Annotated in this window: 18 protein-coding genes; 10 read left to right on the top strand and 8 right to left on the bottom strand. The window is 29.2% G+C overall.

Annotated elements, in window-relative coordinates; translation table 11 throughout:
- Nucleotides 1–9: 9 nt before the first annotated feature.
- Together ACKGJI_RS07285 and ACKGJI_RS07280 are read right to left on the bottom strand one after the other, a co-directional pair.
- Nucleotides 10–903 carry a cation diffusion facilitator family transporter gene (locus ACKGJI_RS07285; RefSeq protein WP_458699627.1) on the bottom strand — a complete coding sequence of 298 codons (894 nt, stop codon included), beginning with the start codon at nucleotides 901–903 and terminating at the stop codon, nucleotides 10–12.
- Between the two features lie 189 nt (nucleotides 904–1092).
- A complete protein-coding gene (locus ACKGJI_RS07280) occupies nucleotides 1093–2082 on the bottom strand; it encodes an agmatine deiminase family protein (protein WP_458699626.1) in 990 nt (329 codons plus the stop codon).
- Between the two features lie 58 nt (nucleotides 2083–2140).
- Between ACKGJI_RS07280 and ACKGJI_RS07275 the strand changes: the two genes are divergently transcribed.
- From ACKGJI_RS07275 to ACKGJI_RS07250, 6 genes are all read left to right on the top strand, one after another.
- A complete protein-coding gene (locus ACKGJI_RS07275) occupies nucleotides 2141–3685 on the top strand; it encodes an ATP-binding protein (protein ID WP_458699625.1) in 1545 nt (514 codons plus the stop codon).
- On the top strand, nucleotides 3682–4350 hold the full coding sequence (locus tag ACKGJI_RS07270) for a response regulator transcription factor (RefSeq protein ID WP_458699624.1): 669 nt from the start codon (nucleotides 3682–3684) through the stop codon (nucleotides 4348–4350). The genes ACKGJI_RS07275 and ACKGJI_RS07270 overlap by 4 nt, the downstream gene beginning before the upstream one ends.
- A 117-nt stretch (nucleotides 4351–4467) precedes the next feature.
- Nucleotides 4468–4785, top strand: a complete 318-nt coding sequence (locus tag ACKGJI_RS07265; protein WP_458699623.1) for a DUF485 domain-containing protein — start codon at nucleotides 4468–4470, stop codon at nucleotides 4783–4785.
- Nucleotides 4782–6416: a cation acetate symporter gene (locus tag ACKGJI_RS07260; RefSeq protein ID WP_458699622.1), complete on the top strand. Its 1635-nt coding sequence runs from the start codon at nucleotides 4782–4784 to the stop codon at nucleotides 6414–6416. Before ACKGJI_RS07265 ends, ACKGJI_RS07260 begins: the two co-directional genes overlap by 4 nt.
- Before the next feature lie 42 nt (nucleotides 6417–6458).
- Nucleotides 6459–8396, top strand: coding sequence for an acetate--CoA ligase (gene acs / locus ACKGJI_RS07255; protein ID WP_458699621.1), 1938 nt, complete (start codon nucleotides 6459–6461; stop codon nucleotides 8394–8396).
- A gap of 40 nt (nucleotides 8397–8436) precedes the next feature.
- Nucleotides 8437–8631 carry a hypothetical protein gene (locus tag ACKGJI_RS07250; RefSeq protein ID WP_458699620.1) on the top strand — a complete coding sequence of 65 codons (195 nt, stop codon included), beginning with the start codon at nucleotides 8437–8439 and terminating at the stop codon, nucleotides 8629–8631.
- 19 nt (nucleotides 8632–8650) lie between these two features.
- Here ACKGJI_RS07250 and ACKGJI_RS07245 read toward each other — a convergent pair whose 3' ends face one another.
- Entirely contained in the window at nucleotides 8651–8899 is a 249-nt protein-coding gene (locus tag ACKGJI_RS07245; protein WP_458699619.1) for a CBU_0592 family membrane protein, read from the bottom strand.
- A 164-nt stretch (nucleotides 8900–9063) separates the two neighbouring features.
- Between ACKGJI_RS07245 and ACKGJI_RS07240 the strand changes: the two genes are divergently transcribed.
- Entirely contained in the window at nucleotides 9064–9561 is a 498-nt protein-coding gene (locus ACKGJI_RS07240; RefSeq protein ID WP_458699618.1) for an asparaginase domain-containing protein, read from the top strand.
- 24 nt (nucleotides 9562–9585) lie between these two features.
- On the opposite strand, the gene ACKGJI_RS07235 is transcribed toward ACKGJI_RS07240, so the two are convergent.
- Nucleotides 9586–9927 (bottom strand): arsenate reductase family protein, encoded by a 342-nt coding sequence (locus ACKGJI_RS07235; RefSeq protein ID WP_458699617.1) that lies wholly within the window; start codon nucleotides 9925–9927, stop codon nucleotides 9586–9588.
- A gap of 65 nt (nucleotides 9928–9992) precedes the next feature.
- On the opposite strand from ACKGJI_RS07235, the gene ACKGJI_RS07230 reads away from it, so the two are divergent.
- Entirely contained in the window at nucleotides 9993–10277 is a 285-nt protein-coding gene (locus ACKGJI_RS07230) for a flagellar basal body rod C-terminal domain-containing protein (RefSeq protein WP_458699616.1), read from the top strand.
- Here ACKGJI_RS07230 and queA read toward each other — a convergent pair.
- Genes queA through hemW form a run of 4 tightly spaced genes read right to left on the bottom strand, consistent with a single transcriptional unit; the run spans nucleotide 10270 to nucleotide 13552 of the window.
- Complete coding sequence (gene queA / locus ACKGJI_RS07225; protein WP_458699615.1) at nucleotides 10270–11292, bottom strand: tRNA preQ1(34) S-adenosylmethionine ribosyltransferase-isomerase QueA; 1023 nt, start codon at nucleotides 11290–11292, stop codon at nucleotides 10270–10272. The two genes, ACKGJI_RS07230 and queA, sit on opposite strands and share 8 nt — an antisense overlap.
- Nucleotides 11289–12041, bottom strand: a complete 753-nt coding sequence (gene tatC, locus ACKGJI_RS07220; RefSeq protein ID WP_458699614.1) for a twin-arginine translocase subunit TatC — start codon at nucleotides 12039–12041, stop codon at nucleotides 11289–11291. Before tatC ends, queA begins: the two co-directional genes overlap by 4 nt.
- The gene (gene tatB, locus ACKGJI_RS07215) at nucleotides 12041–12466 is read right to left on the bottom strand and encodes a Sec-independent protein translocase protein TatB (RefSeq protein WP_458699613.1); all 426 of its coding nucleotides are present in this window, start codon (nucleotides 12464–12466) and stop codon (nucleotides 12041–12043) included. Before tatB ends, tatC begins: the two co-directional genes overlap by 1 nt.
- Nucleotides 12467–12511: 45 nt before the next feature.
- On the bottom strand, nucleotides 12512–13552 hold the full coding sequence (hemW, locus tag ACKGJI_RS07210) for a radical SAM family heme chaperone HemW (RefSeq protein ID WP_458699612.1): 1041 nt from the start codon (nucleotides 13550–13552) through the stop codon (nucleotides 12512–12514).
- Between the two features lie 60 nt (nucleotides 13553–13612).
- On the opposite strand from hemW, the gene ACKGJI_RS07205 reads away from it, so the two are divergent.
- Both ACKGJI_RS07205 and ACKGJI_RS07200 read left to right on the top strand, forming a co-directional pair.
- Nucleotides 13613–14083, top strand: a complete 471-nt coding sequence (locus tag ACKGJI_RS07205; protein ID WP_458699611.1) for an RNA pyrophosphohydrolase — start codon at nucleotides 13613–13615, stop codon at nucleotides 14081–14083.
- Between the two features lies 1 nt (nucleotide 14084).
- On the top strand, nucleotides 14085–15287 hold the full coding sequence (locus tag ACKGJI_RS07200) for an aspartate kinase (protein ID WP_458699610.1): 1203 nt from the start codon (nucleotides 14085–14087) through the stop codon (nucleotides 15285–15287).
- Nucleotide 15288 lies beyond the last annotated feature (1 nt).

The raw sequence follows: 15288 nt of genomic DNA, 5'->3' as shown, positions 1-15288 counted from the left end.
GGGGAAAAACTAATTTTTCCCCTCAATGTCATTCATAACCGAATCATCGTATGGGTCTAAGTGAGCATTGATTACCCACTCTGCTTCTGGATTTATTTTCATGATTTTATCTTCTATCTTATCTCCTATGCTATGAGCTTTTAAAAGAGAAATTCCTTCGTTAAATACTAAATGAACATCAACAAAGTTTGTATTTCCTGATTTTCTTGTTTTAAGATAGTGATAACTACTTATCTTATCTTCAGAATCTATTATATTTTTAATTTCATCCACTATTTCATCTTCTAATGCAGCATCTAAAAGTATATATACCCCCTCTTTTATAATTTCATATGCAGAGTAAATAATATAAATTGAAATTGCAACACCCATAATTGCATCGATTATATCTAAATTAGTTATATATACTAAAACTAATGAGATTAAAATAGCACCATTGCTTAATACATCTGTTTTGTAGTGAAGTGCATCAGATTTTATAACCATATTATTTGTTTTTTTTGCTACATAGTTTAAAAACATAACTAGAGCTATTGTTATGACAAGAGAAATTAGCATAACTAAAATAGACATATCAAGATAGTGTGTTGTATCTCCGACATACGCTTTTTTAATTGCTTGATAAAATATAAAAATACCACTTACTGTAATAACAGTACCTTCTATTACAGCTGCAAGTGCTTCAATCTTACCTTTGCCATAGTTAAAAGTTTCATTTGCTGGTTGTTCTGATTTATTGATAGCAAAATAGTTAAATGCTGAAACTATCAAATCCAAGACAGAATCTATTGCACTTGCTAGCACTGCTACTGAACCACTTAAAATTCCTATGGCTAATTTAATTATAATTAAAAGAGTTGCTGTTGCACTTGAAATTACAGTTGCTTTTTTTTGTAAAGTCATTGTTCATACCTATATTATTTATTTTTTTGAATTATACATTAAAAAAGCAAAAAGAAAGGTAAGAGGATAAAACGTGAGGAGGTTGCTTGCTGTTGTTACGTTTTACCCTCATGTTAATGTTGGTTACGATTTTATTTTATATTTTATTTAATTAAAAAAACTTTATTGTTACAAAATATAACTAAAAATCTACTTCTTGTTTAGATTTGTAACATTTTTATATTTGTTCATACTTGCACAATGTAAACTTCCATGTTCTCTTATAAATATTGAGGCATCAACACAAATTATTTTTTTATTTTGGAAATATTTACTTAATATGTCATATGCTATTTTATCGTTTATCTCATCGTTATATGTTGGCAAAATTAATGCATTATTTATAAAGACAAAGTTTAAATATGTAGCTGGTATTCTGTGGTCATTAAAATAATGAGCTTTAGGAAGAGGAATTGCTACTAGATTATATCTTGTCTTTTTTAATTCGTCTTCCATAAGATTTAATTCTTCATAATGTTTGTCATTCTTATCATAACATTTTACATAAGCAATGGTATCTTTATCTATAAATCTTGCTAGTGTATCAATGTGAGAGTCAGTATCATCACCTACTAAGGCTCCATGGTTTAAGATTATTAGCCCATTTAGTCCAAATAAAGATTTGATTTTATTTATAATTTCTTCTTTTGATAAGTGGGCATTTCTATTTTTATTGAAAATACATCTTGAAGTTGTTAGCATGACTCCATTGCCATTTGAATCAATACTTCCACCTTCAAGAATAAAATCTATATCAACAAGCTCTGTTGTAGAAAATTTTTTATTAAATTCGTTATCTAAGTTTGATGTGAATTTATCTCCCCAAGCATTAAAAATAAAATTATATGATTTTATTTTGTCATCTTCAAAAAAATCTATAGCACCAAAATCTCTAATCCATGTATCATTTGTTGATATATTTACAATTTGTATATTTTTAAAATCATTAAAGTATTTATCTAAAATTTTAGGTTCGTCACAAATGATTATACATTTTTGATATTTTCTTATAGCATTTATAAAATTTACATAACTTTTTTGAATTTCTTTGATAGAGTGTTGCCAATCTTTATGTGTTGTTGGAAATACTACCAAAATTGATTCTTGTTCTTCCCATTCTGCTGGAATTCTTATGTTCAACTTTAACCCCTCATTTACTTTTAATATTTAATTATACCTAATTTGATATAATTGTTCCATGTTCAAAAAAGAAAATAAACAAAGTATAAATCAAATAAATGTTATTGCTATAATTTTTGCTGGAATTTTTGCATTTACATCTGCTTTTATTATCATTTTTAATGAATTTATTGAATTTAAAAGTGAAATTGAAAATACAGAAAAAGATTTTTTGCAAAATCAAAAAAGAAAGATTGTAAATGAAGTTTTAAGGATTGAAAGACTAGTAAATTATAGATTAGAAGAGTATAGTGATAAAGATTTATCAAAATTAGAAAATATTATTGCTAAAGAGATAGCAATATTAGTTGATGATAAAGGCAGTTCATATTTATTTATCTATACAAAAGATGGTCGAAAAATATATGAAAGCATCTCACACTCAAACAAAAATATAAATAATTTTCTAAAAGAAAGTAAAGAAAGTGGATCTTTTATTACATTTAAAACATACAAAAAAGTAAACAGCATTGCTTACACAAAATATATGAAAAATATCAATTGGGTTATAGGTAGTGGGGTAAATATAGACCAGATAGATAGAGTTTTAGAACAAAAAAAAGAACAATACAGGAATAAAATTACAAGTTTTATCTTGAAAATTATCACTTTAACACTCTTTTTATATCTTGCAAGTATTCTAAAATATAGATATATAACTGATAAGATATCTAAGGAGATAAGGTTTATTGTTGAATCTCTAAAAAACACTTCAAAAGATTATACTCCAATCAATAGAAATAAGATAAAATTTAAAGAATTTAGAGAGATAACAGCACAAGTAAACTATATGATACTAAAAATAAAAGAGAAGAAAAAGGCATTAGAAGATTTAAATCAAAACCTAGAATTATTGGTTAATGAAAAAACAAAAAAATTAGAAAAATCAGTTGCTTATACAAAAGAATTATTAAAAGAACAAGATAAATTTTTGAAAAATGCAATTCATGAGATCAATACTCCACTTTCAATTATCATGATGAATATAGATTTATATAATTTAAAATTTGATAAAAACAAATACCTTACTAAAATCGAAGCTGCAGTAAAAGTTCTAGAAAATATATATGGAGATCTTAGTTTCATAGTTAAGAAAGATAAAGTTGATAGTAGTGTTGATATGGTCAACTTTACAAAATTTGTTGCTGATAGAATTGCTTATTTCGAAGATGTTGCTATAGGAAATAATTTAAGAATAAAAAGCGAGTTAGAAGATGATATTTTTATTCTTTTAAATGAATTTGAACTGCAAAGATTGTGCGATAATAATATATCTAATGCCATCAAATACAGTTTTAGTAATGAAGAAATTATCGTAAGACTCTACAACAATGAAAGTTGCACAGTGTTTGAAATAGAAAATATTGGAAATGAAATAGAATCTGTTGAAAAGTTATTTGATAGGTATTATAGAGAAGATATAGCAAGAGGAGGATTTGGATTGGGGCTTAATATTGTATATGAAATATGTCAAAAAAACAGTATAGGAATAGATGTGAGTTCTAAAAACAATAAAACAATATTTAGATACATTTTTGAATGTAGCAGAAGGATAAGCGAATGAAAATTTTACTTTTAGAAGATGAGCTTATGTTAAGAACTTCAATTGAAGAATATCTAGAAGCACTAAATCACCAAGTTATAGGTTTTAGTGATGGGCAGGTCGCTTTTGAAGCTTTAAAGGAAGAAAATTTTGATTTATTGGTACTTGATATAAATGTACCAAAAATAAGTGGTTTAAAATTGGTTGAGGAGTTAAATAAGCTTGAAATTTCAAGTCCTACTATATTTATAAGTGCAAATATAGACATAGAAGATATTTCTAAAGCTTTTGATTTAGGGGCATGCGATTATATTAAAAAGCCATTTCACTTAAAAGAACTTGGGATAAGGATAGATAGAATTAAAAAAGAACAAGAAATAAAAAGTACTTCTCATATGTTATTGAGTAAACGATACTATTTTTCAAAAGATGAAAATTTACTATTTTTTAATAATAATCCACAAACTTTGACTAAAAGACAGTTACAAATTTTAACACTTCTTTGTGAAAACATTGGTATAGTAGTTGATTTTGAAAAATTTAGAAGTTATGTTTGGAACTTAGAACCAGTTGATAATGCTACTATTAGAGCTGAGATAAGCAGATTTAGAAAATCACTAAAAGAGGATTTTATTGTTAATGTAAAAGGAGTAGGTTATAAGATAGATAAATATTTTTCACACTAAAATGCTACAAATTTTCTCATAGATAGAATAAAGTGTGTAAAATAGACACAAATTTAACTATTTGCTATGTTAATGCTATGCTTGTATATTAAAATAAAAATTATTAAGGAGAAATTTTTGATTCAAAAAGAGATTTATCAACAAGTAAAAAGACATCCAAAATTTAAAGAATTAGTAGATAAAAGAAGTAGTTTTGCTTTGAGATTATCTTTTTTAATATTGGGTTTTTATTTTACTTTTATAATGATTATTGCTTTTTGGCCTGAGCTATTTTCAACAACAATTGGAAGTGGTGTAACTACTGTAGGTATTCCTTTTGGACTTTTTATAATATTATTGTGTGTAGTATCAACAAAAATATATATACAAAAAGCAAATAATGAATTTGATAAATTAACTGATTTAATCAAAGAAGATGTTAGGCTTGATGGATGAAAATTTTAATATTATTATCATTTTTTTTAAATTTTCTTATTGCTAGTGAATCTTTGAGAGTAAATGGACAAAGAGATTTGAATATTACCGCAATTATAATGTTTTTTATTTTTGTTCTAGCAACTTTACTTATAACTTTATGGGCTGCAAGAAGAACAAGAACAGCAAAGGATTTCTATACTGCTGGGGGTGGTATAAGCGGATTTCAAAATGGCTTAGCGATTGCAGGTGATTATATGTCAGCTGCATCTTTTTTAGGAATCTCTGGACTTGTTTATTTAAGAGGTTTTGATGGTTTGATTTACTCAATCGGTTTTTTAGTTGGTTGGCCAATAATTTTATTTTTAATAGCAGAGCAGTTAAGAAATTTAGGTAAATATACTTTTGCAGATGTTGCATCATATAGATTAAGACAAAAACCTATTAGAACGCTAGCTGCATTTGGTTCAATTGCAACAGTCCTTTTGTACTTAATAGCTCAAATGGTAGGCTCTGGTAAATTGATTCAGATTTTATTTGGACTTCCTTATGAATTTGCTGTTATTTTAGTTGGTGTTATGATCATTGTTTTAGTAACTTTTGGAGGAATGTTGGCAACAACTTGGGTTCAAATTGTAAAAGCGATACTGTTACTATTTGGAGCTTCATTTTTGGCCTTTATGATAATGTACAATATGGGATTTAATTTTGAAACATTATTTGAAAATGCAGTAAAAGCAAAGGGTACAGATGCAATTATGAAACCAGGCGGCTTGATAAGTGATCCAATAAGTGCTATTAGTTTAGGAATAGCTTTGATGTTCGGTACTGCTGGTTTACCTCATATACTTATGAGATTTTTTACTGTAAGTAATGCAAAAGAAGCAAGAAAGTCAGTTTTTTATGCAACTGGATTTATAGGATATTTTTATATATTGACATTTATAATAGGCTTTGGTGCAATTGTTTTAATTTCAAATGATCCATTATATTTGGATTCTTTAGGTAAAAATTTAATTGGTGGGAACAATATGGCTGCAATACATTTAAGCCATGCTGTTGGTGGAGATATATTTTTAGGTTTTATTTCAGCAGTTGCTTTTGCCACTATTTTGGCTGTTGTTTCTGGTTTAACTTTAGCTGGTGCTAGTGCTATTAGTCATGATTTATATAGTAATGTTTTTTCTAAAGGCGAAGTGGATGAAATAAAAGAAATTAAAGTATCTAAAATTGCAACTATTTCATTAGGAATTTTGGCAATCGTCTTAGGAATTACATTTGAAGATCAAAATATTGCTTTTATGGTAGGTCTTGCATTTGCGATTGCTGCTAGTGCAAACTTTCCAATACTTTTTCTTTCTATGTATTGGAAAAAACTTACTACAAGGGGCGCTGTTATTGGCGGTTCTATAGGCTTAGTAAGTGCTGTTTTATTAGTAATTTTAGGCCCTATTGTTTGGGGAGAAATCATAAATAATGATCCAGATGCCGCAATTTTTCCATATAAGTATCCAGCTCTTTTTTCTGTTTCAATTGCTTTTTTAGGTATTTGGTTTTTTTCAATTACTGATAGTAGTGAAGATGCAAAAAAAGAAATGGAAGCTTATGATGAGCAATTTATAAGGAGCCAAACTGGTATCGGTATGGAATAATAAAAAAATTAAAAATAAAAAATCAAATGAAAGGAAGGATATATGTCACAAGTTTTTGAACCAAACAGAGAGTTTAGCAAAAATGCTAGAATTAAGAATATATGTGAGTACAAAGAGTTGCGCTTACAAGCTGAGGAAGATTTTGAAGGTTATTGGGACAAGTTAGCAAAAGAGAAAATTGAGTGGTTTGAACCTTATGATAAAGTCTTAGATGAAAGTAATGCACCATTTTATAAGTGGTTTGTTGGTGGTAAGTTAAATGTTACACATCAGTGTATTGGAAGACATTTAAAAACTAGAAAAAATAAGGCTGCTATCATATGGGAAGGAGAAGATGGCTCAAGAAGGATAATCCCATATCTTCTTTTATACTATAGAGTAAATAGAATGGCTAACCTTTTAAAAAATCAGTTTGGTATTAAAAAAGGTGATAGAGTAGTATTATATATGCCAATGATTCCTGAAGCTGCTTTTGCAATGCTAGCATGTGCAAAAATTGGTGCAATTCATTCAGTTGTTTTTGGTGGATTCTCAGCTGAAGCTTTAAGAGATAGAATTATAGATGCAAAGGCAAAACTAGTAATCACTGCAGATGGTGCGTTTAGAAGAGGAACTCCATATTTACTTAAACCAACTGTTGATAAAGCTCTTGAAGAAGGTTGTGATTGCTGTGAAAAAGTTTTAGTTGTTCAAAGAAACTTTGAAGATGTAGATTATGTTGAAGGTAGAGATTTTATATATAATGATATGATTATGAATGAATCTCAACACTGTGACCCTGAGCCTATGGATGCAGAAGATCCTCTTTTCTTACTTTATACTTCAGGAAGTACAGGAAAACCTAAAGGTGTTCAACATAGTAGTGCTGGATACATCCTTTGGGCACAATATACAATGGAACATGTATTTGATGTAAAAGAAAATGATACATTCTGGTGTACGGCTGATGTTGGTTGGATTACAGGACATACCTATATAGTTTATGGTCCACTAGCTATGGGTGCAACAACAGTTATGTATGAAGGAGTTCCAACTTATCCTGATGCTGGTAGATGGTGGAAAATGATTGAAGAGTTAAGAATTAACCAATTCTATACTGCACCAACAGCTATCAGATTACTTCATAAAGTAGGAGCTGATGAGCCTGGTAAATATGACCTTAGTAGCTTAAAAGTACTTGGAACTGTTGGAGAGCCAATTAATCCTGATGCTTGGATGTGGTATTATAATGAGATAGGTGGAGGAAAATGCTCAATTGTTGATACTTGGTGGCAAACTGAAACTGGAGGACATATGATTTCACCACTTCCTGGTGCAACTCCAATCAAACCTGGAAGCGCAACCTTCCCACTACCTGGTATAATGGCTGAAATCATAGATGAAGAAGGAAATCCAACTCCAAAAGGTGAAAAAGGATTTTTATGTATCACTAAGCCTTGGCCTTCAATGATAAGAACTATATGGGGAGATGATGAAAGATTTGTAAAATCATATTTTGGTGACTGTAAAAAAGATGGAAAACCTGTTTATTTCTCTGGTGATGGTGCAATGTATGATGATGATGGATATATCATAATTACAGGTCGTACAGATGATGTTATCAATGTTTCTGGACACAGGTTAGGAACTGCAGAGATTGAAGCAGTAGTTGCTCATGTTGAAGGAGTTGCTGAAGTTGCAGTTGTTGGAAAACCACATGATATAAAAGGTGAAAGTGTATTTGCTTATATTGTTGCTAAAGGTGATATGGGAAGTGAAGAATTACAAAAAGAGATTAATAAAGTAGTTGTAAAAGATATTGGTGCAATTGCAAAAGTTGATGAGATTTTGATAGTTCCAGGCCTACCAAAAACAAGAAGTGGTAAAATTATGAGAAGACTTCTTAGAACTATTGCTAAAAATGAGGAAGTGACTCAAGATATATCTACTCTTGAAGATCCAACTATAATCCCAACTATTCAAGAGCTTTTTAAAGCTTAGTAGTTTTGGTATAATTAGCATAAATTAAAAAGGGGAAAAAATGATAAATCATAAAGTTGTTGACATAAAAATAACATATGAGCCAGAAAACATGGATAGCGTTGAAGACATTGAAAAAAAGATAGAAGCTTTTTTAGAAAGTATCAAAGGTCAAAAAGGTGTTAAAGTGAAGGCTAAAAGACATAATGTCGCAATAGATGTTATGTTAGATGAATATGGCATTGAGATAGATTAACAAAATTAAGTAGCAGTATTTATTTGCTGCTACTTTTTTTATTTTTAATCATTCCATAAATTGTTATAAATACCCAAAATACTTCTATTAAGAATGAACCTAGATTAAAGTGAACTAGTAGAGAAATAATTAGTAAAATAGCTCCTATCAAGTTTAGTATTTGAAATGTTAAAGAGTTATGGTCAGCCTTTTGGGCTTGAAGTAAAAAATAAGCATATACTATAAAAAGCATACCAACAAAACCAATAAATTGATAAATATCCATCATTGTAATCCTTTCAAGCGTGAAAATATACAATAAAATTTTTAGTATTTAGCTTAAGGCAACTATAAAAACTTTAAATAAGAGCGTTTACAGTTTCATAGTTGCCCTTAATCTAAATAAAATAATAAAAAAGTTAGAATTTCTAAAAAATTATGTAAGGATTTTACATGAAAGATATATTGATTATAAATACTGGTGGAACTTTTAATAAAAGATATAATCCTTTAAAAGGTGAACTTGAAGTGCCAAATGATTCAGTCGCTCCTGAAAATATTTTACAATATTTTTATAATTTAGATTATGAAATTACCAATATAATTCATAAAGATAGTTTAGATATGCTTGAAAGTGATAGAGAAGAGTTAGTTAGTCTTATAAAAAATAATCAACATAAAAAAATATTAATTGTTCATGGAACAGATACTATGGACATCACTGCTAAATTCTTAGAAGAAAAAATCGATGATAGATGTATAGTCCTAACTGGCGCTATGGTTCCGTATAGTATTGATTCAGTCGAAGCAAATGCAAATTTTTCTATGGCATTAGGTTATCTTATAAATGATGTTAAAAATGGAGTTTATATTGCAATGCATGGTCTAATTGACAAGCATGATAAAATTTTTAAAAATAGAGAAATTGGGGTATTTCAGTATCGCATGTAGAGATTACTCTCTACATGTAAATAATTATTTAAAAATTTGTTGATATTTTTCTTCATCAAAACCTACGATTACTTGCTCGCCATACTCGATTACTGGGCGTTTAATGAGCATATTTTCTTTTAAAAGCCACTCTTTTTTGCCCTTATCATCTAAGTTTAATTCTTTAAGTTTTAATGTTCTGTATTTTGTACCTCTATTGTTAAATAGTACATCAATAGAAACTTTACTTAACCAATAATCAATCTCTTTTTCAGTTACATTTGTTTTTTTAAAATCAATAAATTCATACTCTATATTTGATTCATTCAAAAATTTAGTAGCTTTTTTTACGCTTCCACAAGTCTTAATTCCATATACTTTTATCATTTTTAACCTTTCTTTTATATTTTTGATTGTAAAGTATACCAATAGTAAAATAAAAGGAGTATGAGATGCAAGTAAATTCAAACTCAATGATAGCACATAGCGCATGGATGAATAATAATGCAAATAATGTTGCAAATGTAAATACTCAGGATTTTAATGCGTCTTCGACTTCGATACAATCAAATGGAGAAAACTCAGTAAATGCTATAACTAGAGTTGGTGATAATGGTACAAATTTAGCAAAAGAGTTAACAGATCAAGTTCCAATCGAAAAAGGCTTTAGTGCTCAAGTTGCAGCTATAAAAACTCAAGAAGAGATGATAGGTTCACTTTTAGATTTATCTATATAATAAGCATTGCATCACCATAAGAGAAAAATCTATAATTTTCCTTTACAGCGATATTGTAAATTTCTAAAGTTTTTTCTATCCCAACAAATGAAGCAACCAGCATAATAAGAGTTGATTTTGGCAAATGAAAGTTTGTAAGCAAGTGATTTACTCTTATTGGTTTATTTAGTGGATGCAAAAATAAATCACTTTTTCCAGTAGCTTGTTTATTTCTCGCATAATACTCAACTGTTCTAGTTACTGTTGTTCCAACTGCTAATATATTTTTATTAGAGTCTATAACTTTACATGTAGTTTTTGGAATTTGGTAAAATTCAGAATGCATTACATGCTCTTTTATATTATCAGCCTCAACAGGTTTAAAAGTTCCAGCTCCAACATGAAGAGTTAAAAAATGAGTATCATAAATTTTTTTCATTTTTTCAAACATTTTATCTGTAAAGTGAAGAGATGCAGTTGGAGCTGCTACTGCTCCTTTTTGACTGGAAAATACCGTTTGATACTCTTGTTCATCTTCTTTTGTATCCTCCCTTTTTATATATGGAGGAAGTGGAATATGTCCTATGTTATCTAGTATGTCAAATAATTCATTGGTTGAAAGTATTTGAGATTTTTTGTAAAACGATACTATTCTTGTTCCATCATCGCAAAGTTTGAGAACTTTTGTTTCTAATTCATTATCAAAATATAGTATGGAGTTTTCTTTTACTTTGCCTCTTATATAAACTGAAAATGTATTATTCTGCAAAGGAGAATTTAGTAGTAATTCTATCTTTCCACCACTTTGTTTTTTCCCAAAAATTCTAGCTTTTACAACTTTTGTATCATTCAATAAAATAGCAGTTTCTTTTGGTAAAAAATCAAACAGTTTTGAAAACAGTGTATGAGTTATATTGTCTTTTTTTCTATCATAAACTAAAAGCTTTGCACTATCCCTTGGAGTTGCAGGAAAATTAGCTATGAGATGTTCTGGTAAAACATAATCATAGCTAGACTTACTTAAAGGATCAATCACTCTTGTTCTTCATCCTCATCATCATCTTCTTCGTCCTCTTGTACTTCTGGATTTACAGCTCTTGCTACCAATATAGAAACACCATAAAGAAGTATAAGTGGCCCAGCCATCATAAACTGAGTCAAGACATCAGGTGGAGTAAGAAGTGCTGAGACTAAAAAGATGATTATTATTGCGTATCTAAAAAACTCAATTAAACTTTTATCTGTTACAAATCCTAGTTTTGCAAAGAAAAATGTTATTACAGGAAGTTCAAATGCTAAACCAAAACCAAATAATAATTTTGTAAAAAAGCTTACGTATTCGCCAATACTAGGAAGAGCAGTAAAAAGTTGAGAGCCAAAGTTTATGAGAAAATCAAAACCAAGTGGCACTACTATGAAGTAGCAAAATGACGCACCTGATAAAAACATCAAAGTCGCAAAAGTAACAAAAGGTATAACTAATCTTTTTTCTTCTTCATATAGCCCAGGTGCTACAAATAGCCAAAATTGCCAAAATATTACAGGTAAAGATATGATAAAAGCAGTAAAGAAAGATACTTTAAGTGCTGTAAAAAAAGGCTCTTGAACTTTTGTAAAAATTACGTGAGAGCCTTGTGGGAGTACACCTTCTAATGGATGAATCATCCATGCTAGGATTGGCTCCCAAAAGGTAAAACATGCAAAAAACATGACAAATAAAACTGCAACTGAGATACCAAGACGTTTTCTTAATTCTACTAAGTGAGGTTTTAACTCTTCAAACATTATTCTTCGCCTTTTTCTTCAGTTTTTTTCTTTTTAGTTTTTTTATCTCCCTTAAGTGTTGATTTTACACCTAATGGATCAGTTTTTAATTCTTTTACTTTATTCATGCTGTCTTTTATGTCATTAAAAGTATCTGTTACATTTGCAGTTGATTTTTTAATTTCATTTAGTTCATCAAAACTTATTGTTTTTCTTATACTGTTTGCCGACTCATCAAGCTTCTTTTTATACTCTAAAGTTTCTTCTCTTAGTTCTTGAATTTTTATTTCTTGTTCAAATGAACTTTTTGCTTCATTTATACTACTTTTGAATGATTTAAAAAACTTTGCAATTTGAACCATTGTGGAAGGCAATTTGTCTGGCCCTAAAAAAAGTATAGCAATAACTGCTATTATCATAATCTCTGAAAAACTCATTCCAAACATATTCTTATCCTTGTTATAAAGAGGTGAATTTTAGCTAAAAATTGCTTAAGAAATTATGTAAAGTGCAATTTCATCAGCTATTAAAAAGTCATTATTATATATTTTTTTATCTTTACATGTAAGCTTTTTTTCTTTGATAAGTATATCAACTTTTTCTAGTTGTTTTTTGTTTAATATTTCCAATTCAATTCCTACAATACTTCTAAGACCCAAAAAAATTTTTTCTGTTATTAAATCATCTTTGCTTAATAATTCTTCTTCTACATGTAGAGGGTTTGATATGTATTTTTGTATATCTTTATTGGGGTAAAATCTTTTATCTTTTAAAAATCCAACAGCACCTGCTCCAATTCCTATATAATCATCTCCCATCCAATATCCAAGATTATGAATACTTTTGTAATTTCCAAAGTTTGATATCTCATATTGTGGAAATTTTTTAGTAACTTCTTTTATGAATTTTTTTGCTAGATTTTCATCTTCGTTGATTAACTCTTTTTTCCCATAAAATGGAGTATTTTTTTCTAATGTCAATGCGTAAGAGCTTATGTGATTTATTGGCAATGAAAAGGCTTTTTTTATATCATCTTCTACATCAAAACTAGTAGCATAAATCAAATCACAAGATATATTGTCAAATCCAACTTCTTTTGCATTTAAAATTGCTTTTATTGCCTGTTTTGAAGAGTGATTTCGACCTAGCTTTTTTAATTTGTACTCATCAAAACTTTGTACCCCAAAGCTAACTCTATTGACTCCAAGTTCTCTCATGCCTTTTAGCCATTTTTTTGTCGCAGAGTTTGGATTGGCTTCGGTTGTAATTTCAGAATTTTCTTTTAGATAAGGTTTTATAATCTCAAAAAAGTTTTTATATTTTTCTGGTGAAATTGTAGAAGGTGTTCCTCCTCCAATGAAAAGTGATTTAATAGATTTTTTTTGGGCTTCAAATTTTTTGAGTTCAAATTTTAATTGTTTTGTGATTGCTTTCATATAATCATCTTTTAGTTCAAATTTATCAACATATGAATTAAACGCACAATAATGGCATTTTGAATCACAAAATGGTATGTGTAAATATACTAACAAAATCTTCCTTATGATAGTTTAATGACTTTTTGGATAGTATTCTACCAAAAAAGGAGAGATATGCAAGATAAAAAACGTTACAGACCAAATGTAGCAGCTGTTGTACTCTCTTCAAAATATCCGTTTGAGTGTGAACTTTTTATCGCTTTAAGAAATGACATAGATGGAGCTTGGCAATTTCCTCAAGGTGGAATTGATGAAGGAGAAACTCCTAAAAGTGCGCTTCTTAGAGAATTAAAAGAAGAAATTGGAACAAATGATGTAGAGATTTTGGTAGAATATCCAGATTGGTTAAGTTATGATTTTCCTGGAACAATTGCTAAAAAAATGTACCCATATGATGGACAAACTCAAAGATATTTTTTAGTCAGATTAAAAGATGATGAAAGTATAAATTTAAAAACAAAAGTTCCTGAATTTAGTGATTATAAATTTGTAAAAGTTGAAGAGGCATTTAAATATATAACATATTTTAAAAGGCCAATATATCAAAAAGTTTTAAACTATTTTAAAAAAGAAGGGTATTTATAAAATGCTTATAGTACAAAAGTACGGAGGTACTAGTGTTGGTTCACTAGAGAGAATAGAAGAGGTTGCTAAAAGAGTAGCAAAAACAAGAGATGAAGGCAATGATGTTGTTGTAGTTGTCTCAGCAATGAGTGGTGAAACTAATAAGCTTATAGGATATGCTGAGCATTTTAGTAAAAACCCAAAACAAAGAGAACTTGATCTTCTTTTAAGCTCAGGTGAGAGAGTAACTAGTGCACTTTTAGCAATTGCTCTTAGCGAGATGGGTTATCCTGCAGTTGCTTTTAGTGGAAGACAAGCTGGAATTGTAACAAATACTTCACATACAAAAGCAAGAATTGAAAGTATTGATAGAACAAGAATTGAAAATAAGATTAAAGAAGGAAATATAGTTGTAGTTGCTGGTTTTCAAGGTATAACTGAGCTTGGAGAAGTCTCAACCTTAGGACGTGGTGGAAGTGATTTAAGTGCAGTTGCAATTGCTGGGGCGCTAGAAGCTGATTTGTGTGAGATATATACTGATGTTGATGGAGTTTATACAACTGATCCTAGGATTGAGCCAAAAGCAAGAAAATTAGATAAAATAAGTTATGATGAAATGCTAGAACTTGCTAGTCTTGGAGCAAAAGTTCTTCAAACTCGTTCAGTTGAAATGGCAAAAAAATTAAATGTAAATTTAGTAACAAGAAGTAGCTTCAATGACAATGAAGGCACACTTATAACAAAGGAAGAAAATATCATGGAACAACCAATAGTTAGTGGAGTAGCATTAGATAGAAATCAAGCAAGGGTTACTCTAAGAGGAGTAACTGATAAACCTGGAATTGCTGCGGAGATTTTTAGAAAATTAAGTGAAGCAAATGTGAATGTTGATATGATTATTCAAAATGTTGGGCATGATGGCACTACAAATTTAGGTTTTACAGTTCCTCAAAATGAACTTGAAATGACAAAAGATGCATTAAAAGATATAGATGCTTCCCAAAGCGTAGAATACGATAGAGACATTGTTAAAGTTTCAGTTGTGGGTGTTGGTATGAAGAGTCACAGTGGTGTTGCTTGTACTGCTTTTGAAACTCTCTCAAATGAGGGAATAAACTTGGAAATGATTAGCACAAGTGAAATTAAGATTTCTATAATAATAGCTGAGAAGTATGGAGAGTTGGCTGTTAGAGCTCTTCATAATGCTTATAAATTGGACAAATAGT

The organism is Sulfurospirillum sp. 1307 (assembly GCF_054408545.1).
Note: the sequence above shows the minus strand (reverse complement) of the source record. Positions and strands in the feature narration are given on the sequence as shown.